Raw genomic sequence first — 26,016 nt, 5'->3', positions numbered from 1 at the left:
CGGTCATGAGGCCGGAGCGCAAGCGCCACGCGGTGACGCCGGCGCCGGACGGGAGCGACGTCTTCGCACCCGTCACCCTCCCATGGCTGATCTCCTCCGACATCGGCACGCCCCGCTCCCCGGCATCCGCCCCCGGGCAGGCGGCGGACGGCCGGATCGAGGGCTTCACCTCCGCCGGTGCCGTCGCCCCCGGCACGTCGATCGACTTCCACGTCACCGTCGAACCGCCCCGGCCCTTCCGGATCGACGTCCACCGCATCGGCCACCACGACGGCCACGGCGCGACCGCGATGACCTCCAGCCCCCTCCTCCCCGGCCTGGCCCAGCTGCCGCCGCTCACCGCCGGGCGCACCGTCTCCTGCCACCACTGGTGGCTGTCCTGGCGGCTGACGGTGCCGTCGTACTGGAACGTCGGCGCGTACGTCGCCGTGCTCACCACGGCCGACGGCCGCCACCGCGCGCACATCCCGTTCACCGTGCGCGACGACCGGCCGGCCGACCTGCTGCTCGTGCTGCCGGACATCACCTGGCAGGCGTACAACCCCTACCCGGCGGCGGACGCCGACGCGAGCCTCGCCCCCGCCCGCGACGACCAGGGCCGCCCGCCCGACGGGACCGACGCCGTCACGACCGTCTCCTTCGACCGCCCCTACGCGGGCGACGGCCTCCCGCCGCAGGCCGGGCACTCCTACGACGTCATCCGCTGGGCGGAGCGCTACGGCTACGACCTCGCCTACGCCGACGCCCGCGACCTGCACGCCGGCCGGATCGACCCCACCCGCTACCGGGGCCTGGTCTTCCCCGGCCACGACGAGTACTGGACCACGGAGATGCGCACCGCCGTGGAGGACGCCCGGGAGCACGGCACATCCCTGGTGTTCCTGTCCGCCCGCACCCTGCACCGGCAGGTGGAGCTCGCCCCCGCCCCGTCCGGCCCGGACCGCCTGCTCACCTGCGGCCGGCGCCGGGGGCAGAACGGGCCCGTGCTGTGGCGGGAGCACGACCGCGCGGAGCAGCAGCTGCTCGGCATCCAGTACGCGGGCCGGGTCACGCGGCCCCGGCCGCTGATCGTCCGCAACAGCGACCACTGGATGTGGGAGGCGACCGGCGCGCACGAGGGCGACGCCCTGGACGGCATGGTCGCGGGCGGCGCCGACCGCTACTACCCCCGCACCCCGCTGCCCGACCACGAGGAACGGGTGCTGCTCGCGCACTCCCCGTACGGCGACCGGCAGGGCGCCCGGCGCCACCAGGAAACCTCCCTGTACCGGTCACCGTCCGGCGCCTGGGTCTTCGCCTCCGGCACGCTCGCCTGGTCCCCGGCCCTCGACCGCCCGGGACACATCGACCCCCGCGTCCAGCGCGCCACCGCCAACCTCCTCGACCGCATCTGCAAACGGGACTGACAGCAACCCGGAGCCGGCAGCCCGAAGCCCGCAAGCCCGGGGCTGGCAGCCCGGGGCTGGCAGCCCGGAGCGCGGAGCCCGGAAGCCCGGAGCCCGTAAGCCCGGGGCCGGCAACTCGGAGCCCGCAGCCCGGGGCCCGCAAGCCCGCAGCCCGCAACCGGGGCCCGGCCCTCCCGCCGTCTCCGCGGGGCCCGGCTCTCCCGCCGTCTCCGCGGGGCCCGGCCCTCCCGCCGTCTCCGCCGTCTCCGCCGCCTTCACCGCTCCGCCCGCCCCTCCCCGCACCACCCCGACCTTCGCTCCGTCCCCACATACGGGAGAATCGACGTATCGCCCCGCCCCTCCCGCCACGACCCTCGTGGAGCCCGCGGGAACGGGAGCGCTGCGGGCGTCCCTTCTGTTCGATCACGCGGAGGAACCGTGTCCGGATTCGTCGACAAGCCCGAACCGATCCAGGTTCCGGGCCTGGTGCATCTGCACACCGGGAAGGTGCGCGAGCTGTACCGGAACGAGGCGGGCGACCTCGTGATGGTCGCCAGCGACCGCATCTCCGCCTACGACTGGGTGCTGCCGACCGAGATCCCGGACAAGGGCCGGGTGCTCACCCAGCTCTCCCTGTGGTGGTTCGACCAGCTCGCCGACCTGCTGCCCAACCATGTGCTGAGCACCGAGCTCCCCGACGGCGCCCCCGCCGACTGGGCGGGCCGCACCCTGGTGTGCAAGTCGCTGAACATGGTCCCGGTGGAGTGCGTGGCCCGCGGCTACCTCACCGGCTCGGGCCTCGCCGAGTACAACGAGACCCGGACGGTCTGCGGGCTGGCCCTGCCCCACGGCCTGGTCGACGGCTCCGAGCTGCCCGCCCCGATCTTCACCCCGGCCACCAAGGCCGCCGTCGGCGAGCACGACGAGAACGTCTCCTACGAGGAGGTCGCCCGCCAGGTCGGCGCGGAGACCGCCGCCCAGCTGCGCCAGGCGACCCTCGCCGCCTACTCCCGCGCCCGCGACATCGCGCGGGACCGGGGCATCATCCTCGCGGACACCAAGTTCGAGTTCGGTTTCGACGGGGAGAAGCTGGTCATCGCCGACGAGGTGCTCACCCCGGACTCGTCCCGCTTCTGGCCGGCCGAGCAGTGGGAGCCGGGGCGCGCGCAGGCGTCGTACGACAAGCAGTTCGTGCGGGACTGGCTCACCTCGGCCGAGTCGGGCTGGGACCGCAGGAGCGAGCAGCCCCCGCCGCCGCTGCCGCAGCAGGTCGTGGACGCCACCCGGGCGAAGTACGTGGAGGCGTACGAGCGCCTGACCGGCACCGCCTGGAGCTGACGAGGGCCCGGGGCCGGGGCCGCACACCCCGGCCCCGCCACCTCCGCCGGGCATCCGCCCCACGACAAAGGCCCCGGTCATTGACCGGGGCCTTGTCCTTGAGCGAACGACGAGGTTCGAACTCGCGACCTCAACCTTGGCAAGGTTGCGCTCTACCAACTGAGCTACGTTCGCCTGCGCCGTGGCGCGAGCACCACTATACCCAACCTCGCTCGCGTGCGAGGCGCACCGCGGTGTGGCGGTTCTCCGCGCCGAGCTTCGACACGGCCGAGGAGAGGTAGTTGCGCACGGTCCCCTGGGAGAGCGCGGCCCGCTCCGCGATCTCCGCGACGGGCGCCCCGTCCGCCGCCAGCTCCAGCACCTCCGCCTCGCGCACGGTCAGCGGTGAGTCGCCGGCGGCGATCGCGTCGGCGGCCAACTCGGGGTCGACGTAGCGGTTTCCCCCGTGCACGGTGCGGATGATCTCCGCGAGCCGCTGGGCGCTGACGGTCTTGGGGACGAAGCCCCGCACCCCCGCCGCGAGGGCCCGCTTGAGATGTCCCGGCCGCCCGTGACCGGTCACGATCAGCACCTGGCAGCCGGGCAGCTCGGTCCGCAGGGATGTGGCGACCTTCACACCGTCGGCGCCGGGCATCTGCAGGTCCAGTACGGCGACGTCCGGCTCGTGGGCCCGTGCCATCGCCAGGGCCTCCGGTCCGGAGGCGGCCTCGGCGACTACCAGGAGGTCGTCCTCCAGGGACAGCAGGGCGGCCAGCGCCCCGCGGATCAGGTGCTCGTCGTCGGCGAGCAGCAGCCGCACCACGTCCGTCACGACGCGACCTCCAGCACGGCCCGAGCGGTCAGCGGGACCTCCGCGACCAGCGTGAAGTCGCCGTCGCCGGTCTCACCGGCGTCCAGCGTGCCGTCCACCGCGGACAGCCGTTCGCGCAGCCCGGCCAGTCCGGTCCCGCCCGTACGGGCCGGGCCGTGCGGGGCGGTGGCCCCGTCGTTCCGCACCGTCAGCACCACACGCCCCTCCGGTCTGTGCACCGTGACGGTGCACGTCTTCGCGTCCCCGTGCCGCAGCACGTTGGTGGTCGCCTCCCGTACCACCCAGCCCAGCGCGGACTGCACCTCGGCGGGCAGTCCGTCCGTCTCCCCGCTGACCTCGCAGTCGATCCCGGCCGCCCGCAGCACTCCCCGCGCACCGCTGAGTTCGGCCTCCAGGTCGGCCCTGCGGTAGCCGCGCACGACGTCCCGCACCTCCCGCTGGGACTCCTGGGCGATGCGCTGCACCTCGATCATCTGCTCGACCGCCTCGGGCCGTTCGCGCCGCGCCAGCTGCACGGCCAGCTCGCTCTTCAACGCGATCACGGCGAGGTTCCTGCCCATCACGTCGTGCAGGTCCCGGCCGAAACGCAGCCGCTCCTCGGCGACCGCGAGCCGGGCCCGGGTCTCGCGCGCCTCGTCGAGGGCGTAGACGGCCTTGAGCAGCCAGATCGAGAAGCCGGAGGTGGCGGCGAAGAAACCACCGGCGGCCGTCACGACCGCGACCGTGACGAGCGCGGCGAGGGCGGGCATGCCGAGCGCCCAGGTCACCAGGCCCGCGCCGGCCCCGAACCCGCCGACCAGCCAGACGACGCGCCGCCGGTCCTTCACGGCGAGGGCCATCAGACCTACGCCGTAGCAGAGTGTGACGCCGAAGACCGTTCCCAGGACGGTGGCGGTGTCATCCCCGCCGGAGCCGTGGTGGGCGAGGGCCAGGGCGGCGACCGCGAGTGCGGCGGTCGCGGCGCCGAGCGTCCACAGCAGCCGCAACGGCTGCGGCCGCCGGCCGCACGTCCAGTCCAGGGCGCGGGAGGCGGTCACCACGGCCAGCGCCACGTGCCCGGCGACCGGCAGCATCAGCAGCAGCCCGCCGCGCGCGTCCAGGTGGCCGAAGGCGGTCACGCCGATCACCGTGGGTTCGGACAGCGCGATGAAGTAGAGCGACCACCGTGTGTACGTCTCGACCTTCGCGGGCGTGCTCTTACGCCCCCACCAGCCGCCCGGACTGCCCATCTGCCGTGTCTCCCGTCCGTCCCGATGCCCGCGTCAGTGCGGCTTGTCCTGGGCCGGCGTCCTGCCCGCTCTCTGCCGGCTCCGGCCCGAGGGGCCGCTTCCGGTCCGCCCGCCCGCATGAGCGCCACGCCCCGGTCCACGCCGTCCTCCAGCGCCGCACGCCGCCTGCCGGAGCCGCCCGCCCGCCTCCGCGCCGCGCGCCGCTGCTCCGCGCCGCGCGCCGCTGCTCCGCGCCGCGCACGCCGGTCGTCCGCGCCGCCCTACGGACACCGCGCACGCCCCTCGGCGCCGCGCACGCCTGCCTCAGCGCCGCGGCTCCCAGCGGAACCGCCGCCGTACAGCAAACACCGCCAGCAGGGTCCAGGCCAGCGCCACCGTGAGCGCACCCAGGGACTCCCCGGCCGACAGGTCGCCGGTCCAGCCTCCGCGCACCAGGCTGACGACCGGGGTCAGCGGCAGCAGCTCGCAGATGGACGCCAGCTTGTCCGGGAACAGCTCCAGCGGGACGAACATTCCGGAGCCGAGCATCGAGACGATCAACAGAGGCATGGGCGTGACCTGCGCACTCTCACCGGTGCGCGTGTAGCTCGCGGTGAGGGCGGCGAGCGCCGCGCTCATCACCAGTCCCAGTAGCAGGCCGACGACGGCCAGATGCGGCGCGGACGGCGCCGACAGGTCGAGCAGCACGGTGCAGCCCGCGATCAGCAGCAGGCACTGCACCAGCCCGGTGAGGACGGCCGGCAGCGCGGACCCGCCGAGGATCTCGGCGTCCCGCAGCTCGCCCGTGCGCAGCCGCTTCAGCACGAGCTCCTCGCGCCGGACGACGTAGACGCCGACCAGCGAGGAGTACACGGCGAACAGCAGCGAGAAGCCGACGGCGGCGGGCAGGACGAGCGTGCCGGGGGTGAGCCCGGCCTCCGCGAGATCCATCTCCTCGGCCGCGGACCGCACGCTCAGCGGCAGGATCAGCGGCACGAACAGGGCGGCGAAGAGGGTGCCCTTGCTGCGCCCGAGCAGGGTCAGTTCGGCCCGGGCCAGGGAGGTCATCCGGCTGACCGGGGTGGTTGTGGGGGTGCTCATACCGCGTACTCCTGGGTGGTCGTGCCGTCCGCCGTGGAGGCCGAGGCGTCCCGGGCGATGGTGAGGAACGCCTCCTCCAGGGAGGCGGAGCGCACGTCGAGGCGGCGCAGTTCCACGCCGGCGTCCCGTGCCCACAGCAGCAGCCCGGTGGCCGAGCGCTGGAGTTCGCGGGTGCGCAGCCGGACGGTGCGGCCGTCCACGGTGTGGTCGCTCACGCCGAGTTCGCCGAGCGGCGGGAGGTCGCCCAGGAAATAGCCGTCGGGCAGGTCGAAGGTGATGCGGGACGGCTCGGTCGCGGTGACCTCGGCCGGGGTGCCGGTGACGGCGATCCGGCCGTCGTGCATGATCGCGAGCCGGTCGGCGAGGCTCTCGGCCTCCTCCAGGTAGTGCGTGGTGAGCAGCACGGTGGTGCCGGCGTCGCGCAGGGCGCTCACCAACTCCCAGGTGTCGTGGCGGCCTTCGGCGTCGAGACCGGTGGTCGGCTCGTCCAGGAAGAGCACCTCGGGGTCGCCGAGCAGCGCGAGCGCCAGGTCCAGGCGGCGCCGCTGGCCGCCGGAGAGCTGCTTGACCCGGACGTCCGTCTTGGACTCCAGGCCCACCATGGTCAGCACCTCCCGCGTGGGGCGGGCGCCGCTGACGCAGCCGGCCCACATGCGGGCGGTCTCGGCGACGGTCAGCTCGGAGGGGAAGCCGCCCTCCTGGAGCATCACGCCGGTGCGGTGCCGTACGGCGCCGCGCTCGGTGTAGGGGTCGTGGCCGAGGACCCGGACCCGCCCGCCGGCCGGCGCGGCGAGTCCTTCCAGCAGTTCGACGGTGGAGGTCTTGCCGGCCCCGTTGGTGCCCAGCAGCGCGAAGATCTCCCCGCGCCGCACGGAGAAGTCGATCCCGCGCACCGCTTCGAACCCGCCCCCGTAGACACGTCGCAGATCGGTGACCTCGATCACGTGCTCGCGTTCGGTTGTTTCCATGCCTCGAGCTTCCCGGCCGGCGCGAGCGCCCGGCAGTGCGCCGTGTCATCACCGGACATGACAAATGTCAGACGGCCGGGCGGAGAAGGGAGGAGAAAGATCGCTGGAAGGACCCCGGACGGGGGCACACGAAAAGACCCCGGTCCGATGGACCGGGGTCTCGTTCCCGAGCGGACGACGAGGCTCGAACTCGCGACCTCAACCTTGGCAAGGTTGCGCTCTACCAACTGAGCTACGTCCGCATTGCCTCCGACCGGCTCTCACCGATCGGCGCGGGCACCAGCCTACCTGATCCACCAGTGTGGTCGGTACGGCGATGCAGAGCGGGTGACAGGAATTGCACACTGCGCCTTCCCCCTGGAAGGGGGATGTTCTACTACTGAACTACACCCGCATGTACTCCTCGGGCCGGGCCTTTCGGCCTCGCCCCTCGGCGTGCTCCAGACTTTAGCTGATCAGCAGGGGGGCTGCGCAAGTCGGTTGCGTCGAGGGGCCGGTGACCGGCCGTCGGCAGGCTCACCCGAACGGGTCGGGCGACACACGCGCGTGCGGTTCACTGCGCCGCGGTGAACGCCTCGTAGACCCTCTTGGGGATCCGGCCCCGGGCGGGGACGTCCATCCGGTGCGCCTGCGCCCAGGCGCGCACGGCCGCCGGGTCGGGGGCGACCTCCGTCTGCCGGTAGGCCTTGCCGGAGCGCGCCCGCTTGCGGCCGGCGTCCACGTAGGGCTCGAGCGCCTCGCGCAGTTTCCTGGCATTGGCTTCGTTGAGGTCGATCTCGTACGACTTGCCGTCGAGTCCGAAGGCGATCGTTTCCGCCGCTTCCGAGCCGTCGATGTCGTCAAAGAGAGTGACCACGACCTTCTGCGCCACGAATATCGGTCCCTTCGTGCGACACCTCTCCGCCCGGACGTCCTTGATGACGTGCCGGTACGTCGCCGAGATGTCGGCTGTCCGCCTGTAATCGGGCAAAGTATCTGCTAATGACAATTCATTTGTACAGTGCCCGGCAATGCATTGTGAAGCCCGACTAAATCTGTCCGCGTGTCCGGGGCGCAATAGCGATGTGCGGGTGAAGGCGGATCTTTCCCGGATTTTTTCCCGGACGCCTCCCCGCGATGCCGAATCGTGACGGTGCTCACGTAGATTCCTACAACTCTACCCGCGTAGAAATTTTGTGCGGGTAGTCTGAAGGAACCTGCTCAGCACCACACACCGGGAGTGCCAGTGGCACGCGTCGTAGTCGACGTCATGCTCAAGCCGGAGATCCTCGACCCCCAGGGCCAGGCGGTGCAGCGCGCACTGCCGCGACTGGGTTTCGAAGGGATCTCGGACGTCCGTCAGGGAAAGCGATTCGAACTGGAAGTTGACGGGCCGGTCGACGAGGCCGCGCTCGCCCGTATCCACGATCTTGCGGAATCCTTCCTCGCCAACACCGTGATCGAGGACTTCACCGTACGGGTCGAGGAAGTCGCGGAGGCCGCGAAGTGACCGCTCGTATTGGCGTCGTCACTTTCCCGGGCAGCCTCGACGACCGGGACACCCAGCGCGCGATCCGCGTCGCGGGTGCCGAACCCGTCGCCCTCTGGCACAAGGACAAGGACCTCAAGCAGGTCGACGCCGTGGTGCTCTGCGGCGGTTTCAGTTACGGCGACTATCTGCGCGCCGGTGCCATCGCGCGCTTCTCGCCGGTCATGGACACCGTCATCGAGCAGGCGAAGGCCGGTCTGCCGGTCCTCGGCATCTGCAACGGCTTCCAGATCCTCACCGAGGCGCACCTGCTCCCCGGCGGCATGTTGGGCAACGACCACCTGCACTTCATCTGCCGCGACCAGAAACTGCGGGTGGAGAACGCGGACACCGCCTGGACCGCCGACTACGAGTCCGGCCAGGAGATCCACATCCCGCTGAAGAACATGGACGGCCGCTACGTCGCCGACCGGTACACGCTGGACGAGCTGGAGGCCGAGGGGCGGGTCGCGTTCCGCTACCTCGACGTCAACCCGAACGGCTCGCTCAACGACATCGCCGGCATCACCAACGAGGCCGGGAACGTCGTCGGTCTCATGCCGCACCCCGAGCACGCCGTCGAGTCACTGATCGGTACGGGCCGTACCGACGGTCTGCCCTTCTTCACGTCGATCCTCAAGAAGCTGGTCACCGCATGAGCAAGACGCCCCTGGACACGGTCGAGCACGCGGCCGCGACCCCCGACGTCGAGCTGCCCTGGGCCGAGCTGGGCCTGAAGAAGGACGAATACGAGCGGGTCGTGGAGATCCTCGGCCGCCGCCCGACCGGCGCCGAGCTCGCCATGTACTCCGTGATGTGGTCCGAGCACTGCTCGTACAAGTCCTCCAAGGTCCACCTGCGCCAGTTCGGCGAGAAGGCCCCCGAGTCCGAGGCGCTGCTCGTCGGCATCGGCGAGAACGCGGGCGTCGTCGACGTCGGCCAGGGCTACGCGGTCACCTTCAAGGTCGAGTCGCACAACCACCCCTCGTACGTCGAGCCCTACCAGGGCGCGGCCACGGGCGTCGGCGGCATCGTCCGCGACATCATCGCGATGGGCGCCCGCCCGGTCGCCGTGGTCGACCCGCTGCGCTTCGGCGCAGCCGACCACCCCGACACCAAGCGCGTGCTGCCCGGCGTGGTGGCCGGCATCGGCGGCTACGGCAACTGCCTGGGGCTGCCGAACATCGGCGGCGAGGTCGTCTTCGACGCCTGCTACCAGGGCAACCCGCTGGTCAACGCGGGCGCCATCGGCGTCATGCGGCACGAGGACATCCACCTCGCCAAGGCGTCCGGCGCGGGCAACAAGGTCATCCTGTACGGCGCCCGCACCGGCGGTGACGGCATCGGCGGCGCGTCGATCCTCGCCTCCGAGACCTTCGACGACGCCAAGCCGTCCAAGCGCCCCGCGGTGCAGGTCGGCGACCCCTTCCAGGAGAAGCTCCTCATCGAGTGCACCCTGGAGGCGTTCGCCGAGAAGCTGGTCGTCGGCATCCAGGACCTCGGCGCGGCCGGCCTGTCCTGCGCCACCTCCGAGCTCGCCTCCAACGGCTCCGGCGGCATGAGCGTCACCCTCGACGACGTGCCCCTGCGCGACTCCACGCTCTCGCCCGAGGAGATCCTCATGAGCGAGTCGCAGGAGCGCATGTGCGCGGTCGTGGAGCCCGGCAAGGTCGACCGGTTCCTCGAAATCTGCGACAAGTGGGACGTCATCGCCACCGTCATCGGCGAGGTGACCGACGGCGACCGCCTGGAGATCTTCTGGCACGGCGAGAAGATCGTCGACGTCGACCCGCGCACGGTCGCGCACGACGGCCCGGTCTACGAGCGCCCCTACGCCCGCCCGTCCTGGCAGGACGAGCTCCAGGCGGACGACGCGAACAAGCTGCCGCGCCCGGCGACGGGCGAGGAGCTGAAGGACCAGGTCCTGAAGCTGGTCGGCTCGCCGAACCAGGCGTCGAAGCAGTGGATCACCCAGCAGTACGACCACTTCGTGCAGGGCAACACCGTTCTCGCCCAGCCCGAGGACTCCGGCATGATCCGCATCGACGAGGCATCCGGCCTCGGCGTCGCGATCGCCACCGACGGCAACGGCCGCTACGCCAAGCTCGACCCCTACACGGGCGCGCAGCTGGCCCTCGCGGAGGCCTACCGCAACGTGGCGACGACCGGTGCCAAGCCGCTCGCCGTCTCCGACTGCCTGAACTTCGGCTCCCCGGAGGACCCGGCGGTCATGTGGCAGTTCGCGGAGGCCGTGCGCGGTCTGGCGGACGGCTGCAAGCAGCTCGGCACCCCGGTGACCGGCGGCAACGTCTCGCTCTACAACCAGACGGGCGAGGCCGCCATCCACCCGACCCCGGTGGTCGCGGTCCTCGGTGTCATCGACGACGTGGCCCGCCGCACCCCGGTCGCCTTCCAGGAGGAGGGCCAGCTGCTCTACCTCCTCGGCGACACCCGCGAGGAGTTCGGCGGCTCGGCCTGGTCGCAGGTGATCCACGACCACCTCGGCGGCCTGCCCCCGAAGGTCGACCTGGAGCGCGAGCGGCTGCTCGGGGAGATCCTGATCTCCGCCTCCCGCGACGGCATGATCGACTCCGCGCACGACCTGTCGGACGGCGGTCTGGTCCAGGCGGTCGTCGAGTCGGCCCTGCTCGGCGGGAAGGGCGCGCGTCTGGTGGTGCCCGACGGTCTGGACGCGTTCACCTTCCTGTTCTCCGAGTCGGCCGGCCGCGCGGTCGTCGCCGTGCCGCGCTCGGAGGAGGTCCGCTTCAACGACATGTGTGGCGCGCGCGGCCTCCCGGCCACCCGCATCGGCGTCGTGGACGGCGCCACGGTCGAGGTGCAGGGCGAGTTCTCCCTCACCCTGACCGAACTGCGCGAGACCCACGAGGGGACGATCCCGGCGCTGCTGTCCTGAGCCGTAGTACCCCTTCCGCATGAAGCCCCCGCCCTCACCGGCGGGGGCTTCGTCGTGTCCGGCCGCCGGGGCGGGGCCGGTCGCCCACAGGTGTGCACAGGCTCTTGCGCGGGGATTACGTAGTTACGTAATCTCGAAGACGTGGAACTCGAAGAGCGTATGACCGAGCTCGAGCGCCGGCTGGCGGCGCTCGAAGCGGCCGACCGTGCGGCTCCCCGCCTGGGCGAGGGTGACTTCTGGGCCCTGGAAGGGCTCAAGGAGCAGCTCGCGGAGCTGAAGGCGGCCGACGGAGGCGTGCTGTTCACCGGCGCGGTGCGAATGCCGACCGGCGAGCGGTACGACTGGCAGCACGGCGCGCTCACCACCGACCTGATCACCTACGAGTGGCCGGACGCCGCCGAGTCGTTCGCCGCGCTCGGACATCCGGTCCGGCTGCGGCTGCTGCGCGAGATGGTCGGCGGCCGTCGGACCGCCGCCGAACTGGCGGAGCTGGACGACATCGGCACGACCGGGCAGATCTACCACCACCTGCGCCAGCTCAGCGCCGCCGGCTGGCTGCACACCACCGGCCGGGGCCGGCACGAGGTACCGGCGGGCAGGGTCGTGCCGCTGCTGGTGGCGCTGTCGGCGGCGAGGCCCTGACACACCGACGAACCGGGGGAGAGCATGTCCGCGCGCAAACTCGTCAAGACCGCCTATCGCGGGCTTCTGATCGCCTTCTTCGGCCTGGTGATCGCCCACGTGGCGCTGGACCTCGGCCACCCGGTGTGGTGGGACTTCCTCCCGCTCCTGCTGGCCTACGTCCTGCTGGTGGCGGGCAACCGATGGGGCGGGGCCCCGGACAGCCCCCGGGCCGCCCGGGAGGCCGTCGAGGTCGAGCCGCCGGTCACCGGCCGCTGGATCGCGATGAACAGCCCCGCCGACCACACCCCGAGCCACCGCACCCACGCCTACGGCCAGACCTTCGCCATCGACGTCGTCGCCGAGCCCGAGCCGGGCTCCCGTCCGGGGTTCCGCGCGCTGTGGCCCGTCACCCGCCGCAACGGCGACTTCCCGGCCTTCGGCGCCCCGCTGCACGCGGTGGCCGACGCCACCGTCGTCCGGGCCACCGACCGGGCGCGCGACCACCTCAGCCGCGGCTCGCTGCCCGCACTGGCGTACCTGATGCTCGTCGAGGCGAACGTCCGGGACCTGTTCGGAGCCGGGAGGATCATGGGCAACCATGTGGTCCTCGACCTCGGCGACGGCGTCTTCGCCGCCTACGCCCACCTCAGGCGCGGCTCCCTCACCGTCCGCGAGGGCGACCGGGTGCGGGCGGGCCAGGTACTCGCCCAGGTCGGCAACTCGGGCAACTCCACCGAGCCCCACCTGCACTTCCAGCTGATGGACGGCCCCGACCCGGACACCGCGCGCGGCATCCCCTTCATCTGGCGCGGCACCGGCGTCCCCCGCAACAACGAGGCGTTCGAGATACCGGCCCGGCGGACCGGCGCCCCCGCATAGGCTTCCGCCATGCCACCGGCCAGGAAACGCCCCCGCTCCTACGACCCCGCCAAGACCCGCGCCGCCGTCCTGGCACAGTTCGGGAACGTCCGGTCGGCGGTCCGCACCCTCACCCCGGAGCAGCTCGCCCGCCCCACCCGGCTCGGCGACTGGACCGTCCGGGAGCTGGTCACCCACATCGGCACCGCGCTGCAGGCCGTGGACCGGCTGCTGGACGAGCCGGAGCCCGCCAAGCAGGACGCCAGGCTGACCGACTGGCCCACCGCCATCGCCGCCGACGCCCCCGCCATCGCGGACACCGCGCACCGGCTCGGGGCGGATCACGCCGACCTCGACGCCTACCTCGCGGACCTCGAACAGCGTTTCACCGCGCGCCTCGACTCCCACCCGGGCACCAGGCTGCTCCCCACCAGCGCGGGCGCCCTGCCCCTCGCGGACTACGTCGTCACCCGCACCGTGGAACTCGTCGTCCACACCGACGACCTCAACGCCGCCGTCCCCGGCCTGGACGTCCCCTTGGACCGGCAGGCCCTCGCCGCCTGCGTCCGGCTGCTGGCCGACGCGCTCGCCGCGAAGGCGCCCGGCGGTTCCACGGAGGTGCGCGTCCCGCCGTTCGCGGTGGTGCAGTGCGTCGAGGGCCCCCGGCACACCCGGGGCACCCCCCCGAACGTCGTGGAGACCGACCCGCTCACCTGGATCCGGCTGGCAGGCGGGCGGATCAGCTGGGCGGACGCCCTGGCCACCGCCGAGGTGAGCGCCAGTGGGGAGCGCGCGGACCTCGGACCGTACCTGCCGCTGCTCGGCTGAGCCGCGGACGGCCGAGCCCGTTCCGTACGGCGCGGGCCACCGAGTGCGCGCAAGGGAGGGGAACCACCCGCTCCGCCCTCCCGTCGAACCGGCATGGACCGACAGAAGCACACCCAGCGCATGACCCTGACGGCCGTCGCCGTGCTCGTCGTCCCGCTCGCGGCGGCCTGCGGCAACGAGAAGGCGGGGGCCGGCAGCGGTACCGCCGAGGCGGAGCAGCCGGTCACCGGCGTCCGCTGGACCGTCGACAGCGTGACCGTCGACGGCACCACGCACCGGGCCCCCGACGGCGCGCACCTCACCCTCGGCGAGGACGGCCGGGCCACCGGCAGCTATGGCTGCAACCTGTTCGAGGCCCGCGTCCGCACCGACGGCGACCGCATCCGGCTCACCGACCCCGAGACCACCCTCAGGGCCTGCTCCGACGCGATCATGGACGGGGAGAGCGCCGTGTCCCGCGCCCTCGGCGACGGCGCGCTGAGGGCCGACGCCTCCGACGGCCGCCTGACGCTGACTACAGGCTCCGGTGACACCGTGCGCCTCAGCGAGACGGAGGACAGCCCGCTGCGCGGCACCCGCTGGACCGTCACCACCCCCGCCGTCGCCGGCCGCGCCCACCTCACCTTCGACAAGGAGCGCGGCGCGGTCTCCGGGAACCTCGGCTGCAACCAGGTGAACGCCGACGCCACCGTGCGCGACGGCCATATCACCCTCGGCGTCCCGTCCCTGACCCGAATGATGTGCGAAGACTCACTCATGGACGCCGAGAAGGCCCTGACGAAGCTCTTCAACGGCACCGCCGACTACGCCATCGACGGCAACACCCTCACGCTGACCAGCGAAAACGGCGCGGAAGTGCGGGCTGTCGCGGCCCGCTGATCCACCGTCGTGGCCGCATCCCGCATTCGGACCAGTGGTCGATCTCGCCTACACTCGGAGGCGTGCCACGTGGTGACGGACGACTCAACCACGACCTGCTCCCCGGCGAGAAGGGCCCCCAGGACGCTTGTGGCGTCTTCGGTGTCTGGGCTCCGGGTGAAGAGGTCGCCAAGCTCACGTACTTCGGGCTCTACGCCCTCCAGCATCGGGGCCAGGAATCCGCGGGTATCGCGGTCAGCAACGGCTCCCAGATCCTCGTCTTCAAGGACATGGGCCTGGTGTCCCAGGTCTTCGACGAGACCTCCCTCGGCTCCCTCCAGGGTCACATCGCGGTCGGTCACGCCCGCTACTCGACCACCGGTGCCTCCGTGTGGGAGAACGCCCAGCCGACGTTCCGCGCCACGGCGCACGGATCGATCGCGCTCGGCCACAACGGCAACCTGGTCAACACGGCGCAGCTCGCCGACATGGTCGCCGAGCTCCCCAAGGAGAACGGCCGCGCGCCCAAGGTGGCCGCGACCAACGACACCGACCTGATCACCGCCCTGCTGGCCGGCCAGCGCGCCGCCGACGGCGAGCCGGTCACCGTGGAGCAGGCCGCGCACGTGGTCCTGCCCAAGGTCAGGGGTGCCTTCAGCCTCGTCTTCATGGACGAGAACACCCTCTACGCCGCCCGTGACCCGCAGGGCATCCGCCCGCTGGTCCTCGGCCGGCTGGAGCGCGGCTGGGTGGTCGCCTCCGAGTCCGCCGCCCTCGACATCTGCGGCGCGAGCTACGTGCGCGAGATCGAGCCGGGCGAGTTCGTCGCCATCGACGAGAACGGCCTTCGCACGTCACGATTCGCGGAAGCAAAGCCCAAGGGCTGTGTCTTCGAGTACGTGTACCTGGCCCGCCCCGACACCGACATCGCCGGCCGGAACGTGTACCTGTCCCGGGTGGAGATGGGCCGCAAGCTCGCCGCGGAAGCGCCGGCCGACGCCGACCTGGTGATAGCGACGCCCGAGTCCGGCACCCCGGCGGCCATCGGCTACGCGGAGGCCTCCGGCATCCCGTTCGGCGCCGGCCTGGTCAAGAACGCGTACGTCGGCCGTACGTTCATCCAGCCCTCGCAGACCATCCGGCAGCTCGGCATCCGCCTGAAGCTGAACCCGCTCAAGGAAGTCATCAAGGGCAAGCGCCTGGTCGTGGTCGACGACTCGATCGTCCGCGGCAACACCCAGCGCGCCCTGGTCCGCATGCTCCGCGAGGCGGGCGCGGCCGAGGTCCACATCCGGATCTCCTCGCCGCCCGTGAAGTGGCCCTGCTTCTTCGGCATCGACTTCGCCACCCGCGCCGAGCTCATCGCCAACGGGATGACCATCGACGAGATCGGCACCTCGCTGGGCGCCGACTCCCTGGCGTACATCTCCATCGACGGCATGATCGAGGCGACCACCATCGCCAAGCCCAACCTGTGCCGCGCCTGCTTCGACGGCGAGTACCCGATGGAGCTGCCCGACCCCGAGCTCCTCGGCAAGCAGCTGTTGGAGACCGAGCTCGCCGCGGGCACCGCCGCCCCGGCCGCGGTCGACGCGATCCGCCGCCCGTAACCCTGACGGACGACACGAAAGCTCTCACAGCCATGTCCCAGAACACTGGTGCCAGCTACGCAGCGGCGGGCGTCGACATCGAAGCGGGCGACCGCGCGGTCGAGCTGATGAAGGAGTGGGTGAAGAAGACGCAGCGCCCCGAGGTCCTCGGCGGCCTCGGCGGCTTCGCCGGCCTCTTCGACGCCTCCGCCCTGAAGCACTACGAGCGCCCGCTGCTCGCCTCCGCCACGGACGGCGTCGGCACCAAGGTCGACATCGCGCGGCAGATGGGCGTCTACGACTCCATCGGCCACGACCTGGTCGCGATGGTCATGGACGACATCGTGGTGTGCGGCGCCGAGCCGCTGTTCATGACCGACTACATCTGTGTCGGCAAGGTCCACCCCGAGCGCGTCGCCGCGATCGTCAAGGGCATCGCGGAGGGCTGCGTGCTGGCCGGCTGCGCCCTGGTCGGCGGTGAGACGGCCGAACACCCCGGCCTGCTGGGTCCGGACGACTTCGACGTCGCCGGCGCCGGTACGGGCGTGGTGGAGGCCGACCGGCTGCTCGGCGCGGATCGCATCCGTACGGGTGACGCGGTGATCGCCATGGCGTCCTCCGGACTTCACTCCAACGGCTACTCGCTCGTCCGGCACGTGCTGCTGGAGCGGGCGGGCCTCGCTCTGGACGCCCGGATCGACGAGCTGGGCCGCACCCTCGGCGAGGAGCTGCTGGAGCCCACCAAGATCTACTCGCTGGACTGCCTGGCGCTGATCCGCACCACCGAGGTGCACGCGTTCAGCCACGTCACCGGCGGCGGGCTGGCGGCCAACCTGGCGCGTGTCGTCCCCGACGGGCTGCACGCCACGGTGGACCGCTCCACCTGGACGCCCGCTCCGGTGTTCGACCTGGTCGGGCGGACCGGTTCGGTCGAGCGGCTGGAGCTGGAGAAGACGCTGAACATGGGCGTCGGCATGATCGCGATCGTGCCCCAGGAGTCCGTGGACGTGGCCCTGGCGACGCTGGCCGACCGCGGCGTGGACGCCTGGGTGGCCGGCGAGATCACCGGCCGCGGTGACCACACCACGGGTGCCGCTCTTGTCGGTGACTACGCGAACTGAGCTCCGGGACGCTGCCCGCTCGATGAACGGGCGGGCAGCGCATCGGCCTGCGAGGCCGGTCCGGGCAGCACTGAACCCGGTGGGTGACCGGAGTCACCGACCGGGCTCATGCACCACGCAAGGTCAAGCGCCGCGACGTTGAGAGGACGGGCCGTCCTCGTCCTCGTCGTCGTCCTCATAGAGGTCGGCATACCGTGCGTACAGGTCGTCGTCTTGCTCATCGTCCTCGAAACGCTCACCATTCGGTGGCTGATTCGAAGGCGATGCACCCAGCTCCTCGGCCAGGCGTGAGAGGTCAGTCCCACCGCTGTTGTACTTCAGCTGGCGGGCGACCTTCGTCTGCTTGGCCTTGGCCCGGCCGCGCCCCATGGCTCGACCCCCTCAACGACGGGGCTCGACGGCCCCAGAGTCTTGACACGCGTTCATGGTCCAGAACGGGCTCTCCGTGGAGAGACCGGTCCGTAGGGCTTCCACGGTACCTGAGCCCGCGCCCATACGGTACGTCGCCCGCATGACGTGCCCGTGCCCAGAACCTTCGAGGCGCCCCGTCCTCGCTGGTCAATGGCGATTTTAACCACTTATCGACGGTCGACCCGCCGGGAGAAGTGAGAGTTCTCTCGAAGTGCCCGCCGACGGGTACCGCTCATATGTGCGAAGGTGCCCCGATCGGGGGCGCCCCGCACGGACTCACCGGGACGGACGCGCCTCCGCCATCCGCTGCTCGGCGATCCGGTCGGCCGCGGCGGCCGGCGGAATACCGTCCTCCTTCGCACGTGCGAATATGGCGAGCGTGGTGTCGAAGATCTTCGACGCCTTCGCCTTGCACCGGTCGAAGTCGAAGCCGTGCAGCTCGTCGGCCACCTGGATCACGCCGCCGGCGTTCACCACGTAGTCGGGCGCGTAGAGGATCCCGCGGTCGGCGAGGTCCTTCTCCACGCCCGGGTGGGCGAGCTGGTTGTTGGCCGCGCCGCAGACCACCTTGGCGGTCAGCACCGGCACGGTCTCGTCGTTCAGGGCGCCGCCGAGCGCGCACGGGGCGTAGATGTCCAGGCCCTCGGTGCGGATCAGCGCCTCCGTGTCGGCCGCGGCCGACACGCCTTCGGGATGCCGGTCGAGGATCCGGCGTACGGCGTCCTCGCGCACATCGGTGATCACGACCTCGGCGCCCTCGGTCCGCAGGTGCTCCACCAGGTGGTGACCGACCTTGCCCACGCCCGCGATGCCGACCTTGCGGTCGCGCAGCGAGGGGTCGCCCCACAGGTGCTGGGCGGCGGCCCGCATGCCCTGGTAGACGCCGTAGGAGGTGAGCACCGAGGAGTCGCCCGCGCCGCCGTTCTCGGGGGAGCGGCCGGTGGTCCAGCGGCACTCCCGGGCCACGACGTCCATGTCGGCGACGTACGTGCCGACGTCGCAGGCGGTGACGTAGCGCCCGCCGAGGGAGGCGACGAACCGGCCGTAGGCCAGCAGCAGCTCCTCGGTCTTGATCCGCTCCGGGTCGCCGATGATCACGGCCTTGCCGCCGCCGTGGTCGAGACCGGCCATGGCGTTCTTGTACGACATCCCGCGCGCCAGGTTCAGCGCGTCGGCGACGGCCTCCTCCTCGGAGGCGTACGGGTAGAAGCGCGTACCGCCCAGGGCGGCGCCCAGAGCGGTGGAGTGGATGGCGATCACGGCCTTGAGGCCACTGGCACGGTCCTGGCAGAGCACGACTTGCTCATGACCGCCCTGGTCCGAACGGAACAGGGTGTGCAGGACGCCGTCAGATACGTCGGTCACGGTGGTGACTCCTGAGTAAGTAGCGGCGGGTGGGACGGGCTCCCGTACGGGTGGCGGGGGCTGTGGCATGAGAGTAGATCCTCGCGCGCCCGACGGCGGCACTGTGTCCCGGATCACCTCCGTCCGGAGTACCGCGTGCGACGATTTGCCGGGTTTCCCACCCGTCCGGGCGGGGGCCGGGCAGGTTTTCACAGCGGTCCGCGGGGGAGGGAGCAGAGCGTGCCCAAGGTGTCCTCGGTGATCGTCCCCTACGCGACCTACCTGCGCGTGTACGAACCGCTGGCCGCCTTCCCGGAGCCGGAGCGCGGACACTGGGCGCGTTACGCGCGCCGCCCCGACCGCCCCTCCTACCAGGAGGAACTACGCCGGTCGCTGGCCGACCTGGCGCCCACCCCACCGGTTGCGGTGCCCGTGCACGAGAGCGACGACGCCTTCGTCCTGGAGGCGGACGGCGTGGTCTGCGTCTGCCCGTGGCGCACCCGGCTGCGCGGCTGGCAGGCGCTGGGCGACCTCGCGGAGGAGTACCCCCTGCCCGTCCTGGACGCCCTGCTGCCCCCGGTCGTACGGCACCAGGCCACCCGGGACTACGAGCGCTGGCTGGCCGAGCACCCCGACGCGCGGCCGTGGATCCGCACCTCCACCTGGCAGGTGCCGATCAACTGGTTCGTGCTGTTCGACGACGACGAGCGCGAGTACGTGAAGGGCTCGGCCGGAGAGGACCCGGTGCTGCGCTACCGGACCCCGATGGTCCAGGCACGGCGGCGGGTCGCTCGCGGGCTGCGGGCGCTGCGGGACGCCGTGGACGAGAGCCTGCTGATCGACGGCCTGGTGGACGTCGGCCGCTGGCTGGAAGAGTTCCACCCGCGCTCGCTGGTCGAGCTGGACTACGGGGGACTGGTGCACGCGCTGCCGGCCGGGGCCCTGGAGGGCGACCACTCGGCGGCCGACGTCGGCGAGGGGATCGCGGCGCTGCGGCGCGGTGACGAGGAGGGCGCGGGGGAGGCCTACGGGCGCCTCGTCGAGCGCTGGCGCGCCGTGCGCGACCTGCGCTCGGCGAACTGACGTTTGACCAAACGCCCTTCTTGGGGTTTTGTCTTCGCACCTGAGGTGTGTGAAGTCGCGTCAATCCGGACGCGACAACGGACGTAGCAGCCGTTCCGGGCGTTCGTCTCAAGTGTGTCAAGCGTGACGGACCGCACGTACGGGGCCCTTGCGTCCCTTGCCCCTCCTCATGCCAAAATAGGACAAGGAGTCCGGGGAGGGCTCCTCCGTCCTGCTGTGCTCCACTATGGGCGGAATCTCAGCATTGCACGCTTTGGGGGGTCCGGTGACTCCTGCATGCTGCTGTGACTGATCGTCACAGGGGCGTGACTGTCCGCTATGGCATGGTCCATCGGCTTCCGCGGCTGATGAACACCTGGGAGGGCAATTCCATCGGTTTGGCCGACGTGGCTGGACAGATGGTGTAGTTGTAGTGCCGAGGACAAGCCGTTCGTCCTATAACCGACTCGACTCGCGTCCGCCATTTCGGGCAACGCGGGTCAAGGTGCAGAATTTAGAGGAAAGAACCGAGAAGGTTCGGTTCTCCCGAGGAGGCCGCTCATGACCGCTCGCACCCCTGATGCCGAGCCGCTGCTGACCCCCGCTGAGGTTGCCACCATGTTCCGCGTCGACCCGAAGACGGTCACGCGCTGGGCGAAGGCCGGCAAGCTCACGTCGATCCGCACGCTCGGCGGGCACCGCCGCTACCGCGAAGCCGAGGTCCGCGCACTGCTCGCGGGCATTCCGCAGCAGCGCAGCGAGGCCTGAACCTGCATGAACCGGGCAGAACCGGCTGGTCCCCCACCGGCCCCGACGCCCGGGAACACTAGCTCCAAACGACGCGGGGACTGCCCCAACAGGCCCTTCGCCCCACCGAATCAGAGCTTCTCAGGCAACTGAACAACGGGTGCGTCGTCGATCGCGCTGGACTCCGCCGGGTCCAGCGCGATCTTTTTTGTGCGCTGCTGTCGGTCCGCTCGCGGGCCTGAGCGTCTCCAACGGCGCGCGGTGCGCGGGCTTGTCGGACTCTGAGGGCGCCTGTGGGATCGCCGTGGGATCACCTGCGAGGCGGCCGGTGCGGAGCCCTCGGGGTAGTGCAATTGCACATATTAAATTGACCTGTTGTAGGTGGGGCGTAAGTTCCACCCTTGTCAAAATTCATACGGTGACACCCGTCACATACCAGTCGGGTTGTTGAGCCGACGACATATGCGCTAGACGGAACGCGTGTTGACGGCCGGTTGTTCCCGCGTGTCTTCGGTGGGCTCCGCGGCCTCCACGGCCTCGGTGTGGTCGCCGGCCGTGGAATCCATCGCCAGGCGCTGCAGACGGTGGCAGATCGGGCAGTGACGGGTGAGATGCCGGTACGACGAGGCGGCCGCGAGGTGCGCGCGGAGCAGTGCCCGCGTCTCGTGCCTGGCCGATGCCGCCATACGCCACCTCCGGGACCCCGTGGGCTCGTGCCCTTGTTCCTGAAGTACCGAGGGATGCGGGGCCCGTCAAGACGGCACAGGGGCCCACGGCGAGGGTTCAGCGCGCCGTTGCCCGGATGCGCCCGCCGGCGGGCCAGTCGCCCCGCCCGCAGAGGCCGGTGAAGGGGGCCGTGCACGCCGAAGGCCCGCCTCCCTCGCGGGGGGCGGGCCTTCGGTCAAGCGGTCCTGACGGGATTTGAACCCGCGGCCTCCACCTTGACAGGGTGGCGAGCACTCCAAACTGCTCCACAGGACCAGGTTTCGCGGCGCTTTCCTGCGTTGCGCTGCGAGAAGGACTGTACAGGAGCAGCGGCCCCCTGGTCGAACTCACCCTGCGTGCGGGTCCCGTCACGGCACCGCCGCGTCGATCGCCTTCACGATCCGCTTGTCCGACACCGGGTAGGCCGTGCCGAGCGCGTGGGCGAAGTAGCTGACCCGCAGCTCCTCGATCATCCAGCGGATGTCCCGCACCTGCTGCGGCACGGGCCGCCCCTGCGGCATCTGCTCCAGGAGCCAGGCGTACTCGTCCACCATCTCGTGCACCTTGGCCATGCGCGTGGTGTCCCGCTGCACGTTCGTCGGCATCTGCTGCAGCCGGCGGTCCGCGGCCACCAGGTACCGCATCAGGTCCGGCAGCCGCCGCAGCCCCGCCGCGGTCACGAAGCCCGGCGGTACCAGCCCGTCCAGCTGCTTCCGGACGTCCTGGAGGTTCGGAAGCAGCGCGGGGCTGCGTACGCCCTTCAGACGGCGCTCACAGGCCTGCCAGGCGGCCAGGACCTGCTGGACCTGCCCCACCGCGCGGACCGTGGTGTCGATGATCTCCGCCCGCACCTTGTCGAACAGCTTGCGGAACGACTCCTCGTCCCACACCGGGCCGCCGAAGTCCGCGATCAGCTTGTCCGCCGCGGCCGTCGCGCAGTCGTCGAACAGCGCCTGCACGGAGCCGTGCGGATTCGCGGACAGCGCCAGCTTCTGAGGGTTGGTCAGCTTCTCGGACGCGAACTTCGCGGGGTTGACCGGGATGCCCAGCAGGACCAGCCGCCGGGTGCCCTTCCACATCGCCTCCGCCTGCTCGGCCTCCGAGTCGAACAACCGGACCGACACCGAGTCGCCGTCGTCCACCAGGGCCGGATACGCCTTCACCGGCTGGCCGGCCCGACGCGTCTCGAACACCCGGGTGAGCGAACCTATCGTCCAGTCCGTCAGCCCCCGGCGCTCCAGCGACTCCCCGCCCTCACGCTGGGCCGTGGCGGCGGCCGCCTGCGACAGCGCCTTGCGCGCCTTGGGACGAAGCTTGACCTTGAGCGCCTCCAGGTCCTTGTCCTCGGCGAGCGTCCGGCGCCGCTCGTCGACGATCCGGAACGTCACCTTCAAGTGGTCCGGGACCCGAGCCCAGTCGAAGTCGTCCGCCTCGAACGGCACGCCGACCATCCGCTTCAGCTCGCGGGCCATCGTGACGGTCAGCGGCTCCTGCAGTGGCACCGCGCGCTCCAGGAACGCCTTGGCGTAGTTCGGCGCCGGCACGTAGTTCCGCCGGATCGGCTTGGGGAGGGACCGGATCAGCTCCGTGACCACCTCCTCCCGCAGGCCCGGGATCTGCCAGTCGAAGCCCTCGTCCGTCACCTGGTTCAGCACCTGGAGCGGGATGTGGACCGTCACACCGTCCGCGTCCGCCCCGGGCTCGAACTGGTACGTGACACGGAACTTCAGCGGGCCCTGCCGCCACGTGTCGGGGTAGTCGGCCTTGGTGACCGCGTCCGCCGACTCACGGATCAGCATCTCCCGCTCGAAGTCGAGGAACTCCGGCTCCTCGCGCCGCTTGTGCTTCCACCACGAGTCGAAGTGCGCCCCCGAGACCACGTGGTCCGGGATCCGTTGGTCGTAGAAGTCGAACAGGGTCTCGTCGTCGACCAGGATGTCCCGGCGCCGGGCCCGGTGCTCCAGTTCCTCGACCTCGGTCAGCAGTCTGCGGTTGTCCGCGTAGAACTTGTGGTGCGTGCGCCAGTCGCCCTCGACCAGCGCGTTCCGGATGAACAGCTCGCGGGAGACCTCCGGGTCGATCCGCCCGTAGTTCACCTTGCGCTGCGCCACGATCGGCACGCCGTACAGCGTGACCTTCTCGTAGGCCACCACGGCCGCCTGGTCCTTCTCCCAGTGCGGCTCGCTGTAGGTGCGCTTGAGCAGGTGCTCCGCGAGCGGCTCCACCCATTCGGGCTCGATCTTCGCGTTGACCCGCGCCCACAGCCGGGACGTCTCCACCAGCTCGGCGGACATCACGAACCGCGGCGGCTTCTTGAACAGCGCGGAGCCCGGGAAGACGGCGAACTTGGCGTTGCGCGCGCCGAGGTACTCGTTACGTCCGCCGTCGCGCCGGCCACCCTGGCCCGAATCCTTGGACTCCTTCACGTCCTTCATGCCGATGTGCGAGAGCAGACCGGACAGCAGGGAGACGTGGATGCGGTCGGCGGGGGCGTCCTCGTCGTTGAGGTGGATGCCCATCTGCTTGGCGACGGTCCGCAGCTGCGTGTAGATGTCCTGCCACTCGCGGATCCGCAGGAAGTTCAGGAACTCCTGCTTGCACATCCGCCGGAACGACGACGAGCCGCGTTCCTTCTGCTGCTCGCGGACGTAGCGCCACAGGTTGAGGAAGGCGAGGAAGTCGCTGGTCTCGTCGCGGAACCGGGCGTGCTGCTGGTCGGCCTGCGTCTGCTTCTCGGAGGGCCGCTCGCGCGGGTCCTGGATCGACAGGGCCGCCGCGATGACCATGACCTCGCGGGCGCAGCCGTTGCGGTCGGCCTCCAGCACCATGCGTGCCAGCCGCGGGTCGACCGGCAGTTGGGCCAGCTTCCGGCCGGTCTGGGTGAGGCGCTTGCGCGGGTCCTTCTGCGTGGGGTCGAGGGCGCCCAGTTCGTGCAGCAGCTGGACGCCGTCGCGGATGTTGCGGTGGTCCGGCGGGTCGATGAAGGGGAACTTCTCGATCTCGCCGAGGCCCGCCGCCGTCATCTGCAGGATGACCGAGGCGAGGTTCGTGCGCAGGATCTCCGCGTCGGTGAACTCCGGGCGGGAGAGGAAGTCGTCCTCGCTGTACAGCCGGACGCAGATGCCGTCCGAGGTACGGCCGCAGCGGCCCTTGCGCTGGTTGGCGCTGGCCTGCGAGACCGGCTCGATCGGCAGCCGCTGCACCTTGGTGCGGTGGCTGTAGCGCGAGATGCGGGCGAAGCCGGGGTCGATGACGTACTTGATGCCGGGGACGGTGAGGGAGGTCTCGGCCACGTTGGTGGCCAGCACGATCCGGCGTCCGCTGTGCTGCTGGAACACCCGGTGCTGCTCGGCGTGCGACAGCCGGGCGTACAGCGGCAGCACCTCGGTGGACCGGTACCGCTTCTTGGTCAGCGCGTCCGCCGTGTCCCGGATCTCCCGCTCGCCGGAGAGGAACACCAGGATGTCGCCGGGCCCCTCCGCCATCAGTTCCTCGACGGCGTCGGTGATCGCGGTGATCTGGTCGCGGTCGGCGTCGGCATCGTCGTCGGGGTTCTCCTCCAGCAGCGGCCGGTAGCGCACCTCCACCGGATACGTCCGCCCGCTGACCTCGATGATCGGGGCGTCGCCGAAGTGCCGGGAGAAACGCTCGGGGTCGATGGTCGCCGAGGTGATGACGACCTTGAGGTCGGGACGTTTCGGCAGCAGCTGCGCGAGATAGCCGAGCAGGAAGTCGATGTTCAGGGACCGCTCGTGCGCCTCGTCGATGATGATCGTGTCGTAGGCGCGCAGTTCGCGGTCGGTCTGGATCTCCGCGAGCAGGATGCCGTCCGTCATCAGCTTGACGAAGGTGGCGTCCGGGTTCACCTGGTCGGTGAAGCGGACCTTCCAGCCGACGGCCTCCCCGAGCGGGGTGTCCAGCTCCTCGGCGACCCGCTCGGCGACGGTGCGGGCCGCGATCCGCCGGGGCTGGGTGTGCCCGATCATGCCGCGGACGCCCCGGCCCAGCTCCATGCAGATCTTCGGGATCTGCGTGGTCTTCCCGGAGCCTGTCTCGCCGGCGACGATCACCACCTGGTGATCGCGGATGGCCTCGGCGATGGCGTCCTTCCTCTGGCTGACGGGCAGCTGCTCGGGATACCGGACCTCCGGCACCCGGGCCCGGCGCGCGGCCATCCGCTCCTCGGCCGCGGCGACCTCCGCCTCGATCTCACCGATCACGGCGGCACGGGCCTCCGGCTTACGGATCTTGCGGGCCCCTTCGAGCCGCCGTCCGAGCCGGTGCGCATCGCGCAGCGACAGTTCGGTGAGGCGGGAGGCAAGGGAGCCGAGGGCGGGGGCAGAGTGCGTAGACATACGGACTCCAGGATCTCAGACCGCGGAAAAAGGCGGCGAGTCATTTTGCCGGGGCACACGACAAGGCCCCGATCTGAGATCGGGGCCTTGTCTGCGGTGGCTGGGGCCGGGGTCGAACCGGCGACCTATCGCTTTTCAGGCGATCGCTCGTACCAACTGAGCTACCCAGCCGAGGTGTTTCACGTGAAACACCAGCGGTCCTGACGGGATTTGAACCCGCGGCCTCCACCTTGACAGGGTGGCGAGCACTCCAAACTGCTCCACAGGACCAAGCGTGTCGTA

General features: G+C 71.0%; 22 protein-coding genes and 6 tRNA genes. 13 read left to right on the top strand and 15 right to left on the bottom strand.

Annotated features, from left to right (window positions below; translation table 11 throughout):
• The first annotated feature begins 5 nt into the window (after positions 1–5).
• Positions 6–1,406, top strand: coding sequence for a N,N-dimethylformamidase beta subunit family domain-containing protein (locus B100_RS0119665; RefSeq protein ID WP_024886140.1), 1,401 nt, complete (start codon positions 6–8; stop codon positions 1,404–1,406).
• Between the two features lie 417 nt (positions 1,407–1,823).
• A complete protein-coding gene (locus tag B100_RS0119660) occupies positions 1,824–2,723 on the top strand; it encodes a phosphoribosylaminoimidazolesuccinocarboxamide synthase (RefSeq protein ID WP_024886139.1) in 900 nt (299 codons plus the stop codon).
• 101 nt (positions 2,724–2,824) lie between these two features.
• On the opposite strand, the gene B100_RS0119655 is transcribed toward B100_RS0119660, so the two are convergent.
• From B100_RS0119655 to B100_RS0119620, 8 genes are all read right to left on the bottom strand, one after another.
• Positions 2,825–2,897, bottom strand: a tRNA-Gly gene (locus tag B100_RS0119655).
• Between the two features lie 22 nt (positions 2,898–2,919).
• Positions 2,920–3,525 carry a response regulator transcription factor gene (locus tag B100_RS0119650; RefSeq protein WP_037723129.1) on the bottom strand — a complete coding sequence of 202 codons (606 nt, stop codon included), beginning with the start codon at positions 3,523–3,525 and terminating at the stop codon, positions 2,920–2,922.
• A gap of 5 nt (positions 3,526–3,530) precedes the next feature.
• Positions 3,531–4,763, bottom strand: a complete 1,233-nt coding sequence (locus tag B100_RS0119645) for a sensor histidine kinase (RefSeq protein WP_024886137.1) — start codon at positions 4,761–4,763, stop codon at positions 3,531–3,533.
• A 303-nt stretch (positions 4,764–5,066) separates the two neighbouring features.
• Positions 5,067–5,843, bottom strand: coding sequence for an ABC transporter permease (locus B100_RS0119640; RefSeq protein WP_024886136.1), 777 nt, complete (start codon positions 5,841–5,843; stop codon positions 5,067–5,069).
• Positions 5,840–6,811, bottom strand: coding sequence for an ABC transporter ATP-binding protein (locus tag B100_RS0119635; protein WP_024886135.1), 972 nt, complete (start codon positions 6,809–6,811; stop codon positions 5,840–5,842). Before B100_RS0119635 ends, B100_RS0119640 begins: the two co-directional genes overlap by 4 nt.
• A 169-nt stretch (positions 6,812–6,980) precedes the next feature.
• Positions 6,981–7,053, bottom strand: a tRNA-Gly gene (locus B100_RS0119630).
• 80 nt (positions 7,054–7,133) lie between these two features.
• Positions 7,134–7,205 (bottom strand) — tRNA-Gly (locus tag B100_RS0119625).
• A gap of 159 nt (positions 7,206–7,364) precedes the next feature.
• Complete coding sequence (locus tag B100_RS0119620) at positions 7,365–7,682, bottom strand: histone-like nucleoid-structuring protein Lsr2 (RefSeq protein ID WP_024886134.1); 318 nt, start codon at positions 7,680–7,682, stop codon at positions 7,365–7,367.
• Between the two features lie 354 nt (positions 7,683–8,036).
• Here B100_RS0119620 and purS point away from each other — a divergent pair, with 354 nt between their 5' ends.
• From purS to purM, 9 genes are all read left to right on the top strand, one after another.
• Positions 8,037–8,300, top strand: a complete 264-nt coding sequence (purS, locus tag B100_RS0119615) for a phosphoribosylformylglycinamidine synthase subunit PurS (protein WP_006133353.1) — start codon at positions 8,037–8,039, stop codon at positions 8,298–8,300.
• Positions 8,297–8,977 (top strand): phosphoribosylformylglycinamidine synthase subunit PurQ, encoded by a 681-nt coding sequence (gene purQ, locus B100_RS0119610; protein WP_024886133.1) that lies wholly within the window; start codon positions 8,297–8,299, stop codon positions 8,975–8,977. The genes purS and purQ overlap by 4 nt, the downstream gene beginning before the upstream one ends.
• Complete coding sequence (purL, locus tag B100_RS0119605; RefSeq protein WP_024886132.1) at positions 8,974–11,232, top strand: phosphoribosylformylglycinamidine synthase subunit PurL; 2,259 nt, start codon at positions 8,974–8,976, stop codon at positions 11,230–11,232. Before purQ ends, purL begins: the two co-directional genes overlap by 4 nt.
• A gap of 141 nt (positions 11,233–11,373) precedes the next feature.
• Positions 11,374–11,874 carry a winged helix-turn-helix domain-containing protein gene (locus B100_RS0119600; RefSeq protein WP_024886131.1) on the top strand — a complete coding sequence of 167 codons (501 nt, stop codon included), beginning with the start codon at positions 11,374–11,376 and terminating at the stop codon, positions 11,872–11,874.
• Between the two features lie 24 nt (positions 11,875–11,898).
• Positions 11,899–12,735 (top strand): M23 family metallopeptidase, encoded by an 837-nt coding sequence (locus B100_RS0119595; protein ID WP_024886130.1) that lies wholly within the window; start codon positions 11,899–11,901, stop codon positions 12,733–12,735.
• A gap of 9 nt (positions 12,736–12,744) precedes the next feature.
• A complete protein-coding gene (locus tag B100_RS0119590; RefSeq protein ID WP_024886129.1) occupies positions 12,745–13,542 on the top strand; it encodes a maleylpyruvate isomerase family mycothiol-dependent enzyme in 798 nt (265 codons plus the stop codon).
• Between the two features lie 93 nt (positions 13,543–13,635).
• The gene (locus B100_RS0119585) at positions 13,636–14,421 is read left to right on the top strand and encodes an META domain-containing protein (protein ID WP_024886128.1); all 786 of its coding nucleotides are present in this window, start codon (positions 13,636–13,638) and stop codon (positions 14,419–14,421) included.
• A gap of 62 nt (positions 14,422–14,483) precedes the next feature.
• Positions 14,484–16,010, top strand: coding sequence for an amidophosphoribosyltransferase (gene purF / locus B100_RS0119580; protein WP_024886127.1), 1,527 nt, complete (start codon positions 14,484–14,486; stop codon positions 16,008–16,010).
• 32 nt (positions 16,011–16,042) lie between these two features.
• Positions 16,043–17,110 (top strand): phosphoribosylformylglycinamidine cyclo-ligase, encoded by a 1,068-nt coding sequence (gene purM, locus B100_RS0119575; protein WP_024886126.1) that lies wholly within the window; start codon positions 16,043–16,045, stop codon positions 17,108–17,110.
• 123 nt (positions 17,111–17,233) lie between these two features.
• Here purM and B100_RS35665 read toward each other — a convergent pair whose 3' ends face one another.
• Together B100_RS35665 and B100_RS0119565 are read right to left on the bottom strand one after the other, a co-directional pair.
• Positions 17,234–17,479, bottom strand: a complete 246-nt coding sequence (locus tag B100_RS35665; RefSeq protein WP_078541017.1) for a DUF3073 domain-containing protein — start codon at positions 17,477–17,479, stop codon at positions 17,234–17,236.
• Between the two features lie 318 nt (positions 17,480–17,797).
• Positions 17,798–18,886, bottom strand: coding sequence for a Glu/Leu/Phe/Val dehydrogenase dimerization domain-containing protein (locus tag B100_RS0119565; RefSeq protein WP_024886124.1), 1,089 nt, complete (start codon positions 18,884–18,886; stop codon positions 17,798–17,800).
• Positions 18,887–19,105: 219 nt separating this feature from the next.
• Between B100_RS0119565 and B100_RS0119560 the strand changes: the two genes are divergently transcribed.
• Together B100_RS0119560 and bldC are read left to right on the top strand one after the other, a co-directional pair.
• Positions 19,106–19,948 (top strand): DUF8083 family protein, encoded by an 843-nt coding sequence (locus B100_RS0119560; RefSeq protein ID WP_024886123.1) that lies wholly within the window; start codon positions 19,106–19,108, stop codon positions 19,946–19,948.
• Between the two features lie 540 nt (positions 19,949–20,488).
• Positions 20,489–20,695 carry a developmental transcriptional regulator BldC gene (gene bldC / locus B100_RS0119555; RefSeq protein ID WP_003949541.1) on the top strand — a complete coding sequence of 69 codons (207 nt, stop codon included), beginning with the start codon at positions 20,489–20,491 and terminating at the stop codon, positions 20,693–20,695.
• Positions 20,696–21,141: 446 nt separating this feature from the next.
• Here the strand turns inward: bldC and B100_RS0119550 are convergent, their stop codons facing one another.
• The 5 genes from B100_RS0119550 to B100_RS0119530 all read right to left on the bottom strand — a co-directional run bounded on the left by B100_RS0119550 (position 21,142) and on the right by B100_RS0119530 (position 26,004).
• Positions 21,142–21,360, bottom strand: a complete 219-nt coding sequence (locus tag B100_RS0119550) for a DUF6274 family protein (RefSeq protein ID WP_024886122.1) — start codon at positions 21,358–21,360, stop codon at positions 21,142–21,144.
• Between the two features lie 220 nt (positions 21,361–21,580).
• A tRNA-Asp gene (locus B100_RS0119545) sits at positions 21,581–21,655 on the bottom strand.
• Positions 21,656–21,747: 92 nt separating this feature from the next.
• Positions 21,748–25,734, bottom strand: a complete 3,987-nt coding sequence (gene hrpA, locus B100_RS0119540) for an ATP-dependent RNA helicase HrpA (RefSeq protein WP_024886121.1) — start codon at positions 25,732–25,734, stop codon at positions 21,748–21,750.
• 97 nt (positions 25,735–25,831) lie between these two features.
• Positions 25,832–25,905 (bottom strand) — tRNA-Phe (locus tag B100_RS0119535).
• Between the two features lie 24 nt (positions 25,906–25,929).
• A tRNA-Asp gene (locus B100_RS0119530) sits at positions 25,930–26,004 on the bottom strand.
• Positions 26,005–26,016 lie beyond the last annotated feature (12 nt).

This window comes from Streptomyces sp. CNH189 (assembly GCF_000527195.1).
This window is presented reverse-complemented; position numbering and strand designations above follow the sequence as displayed.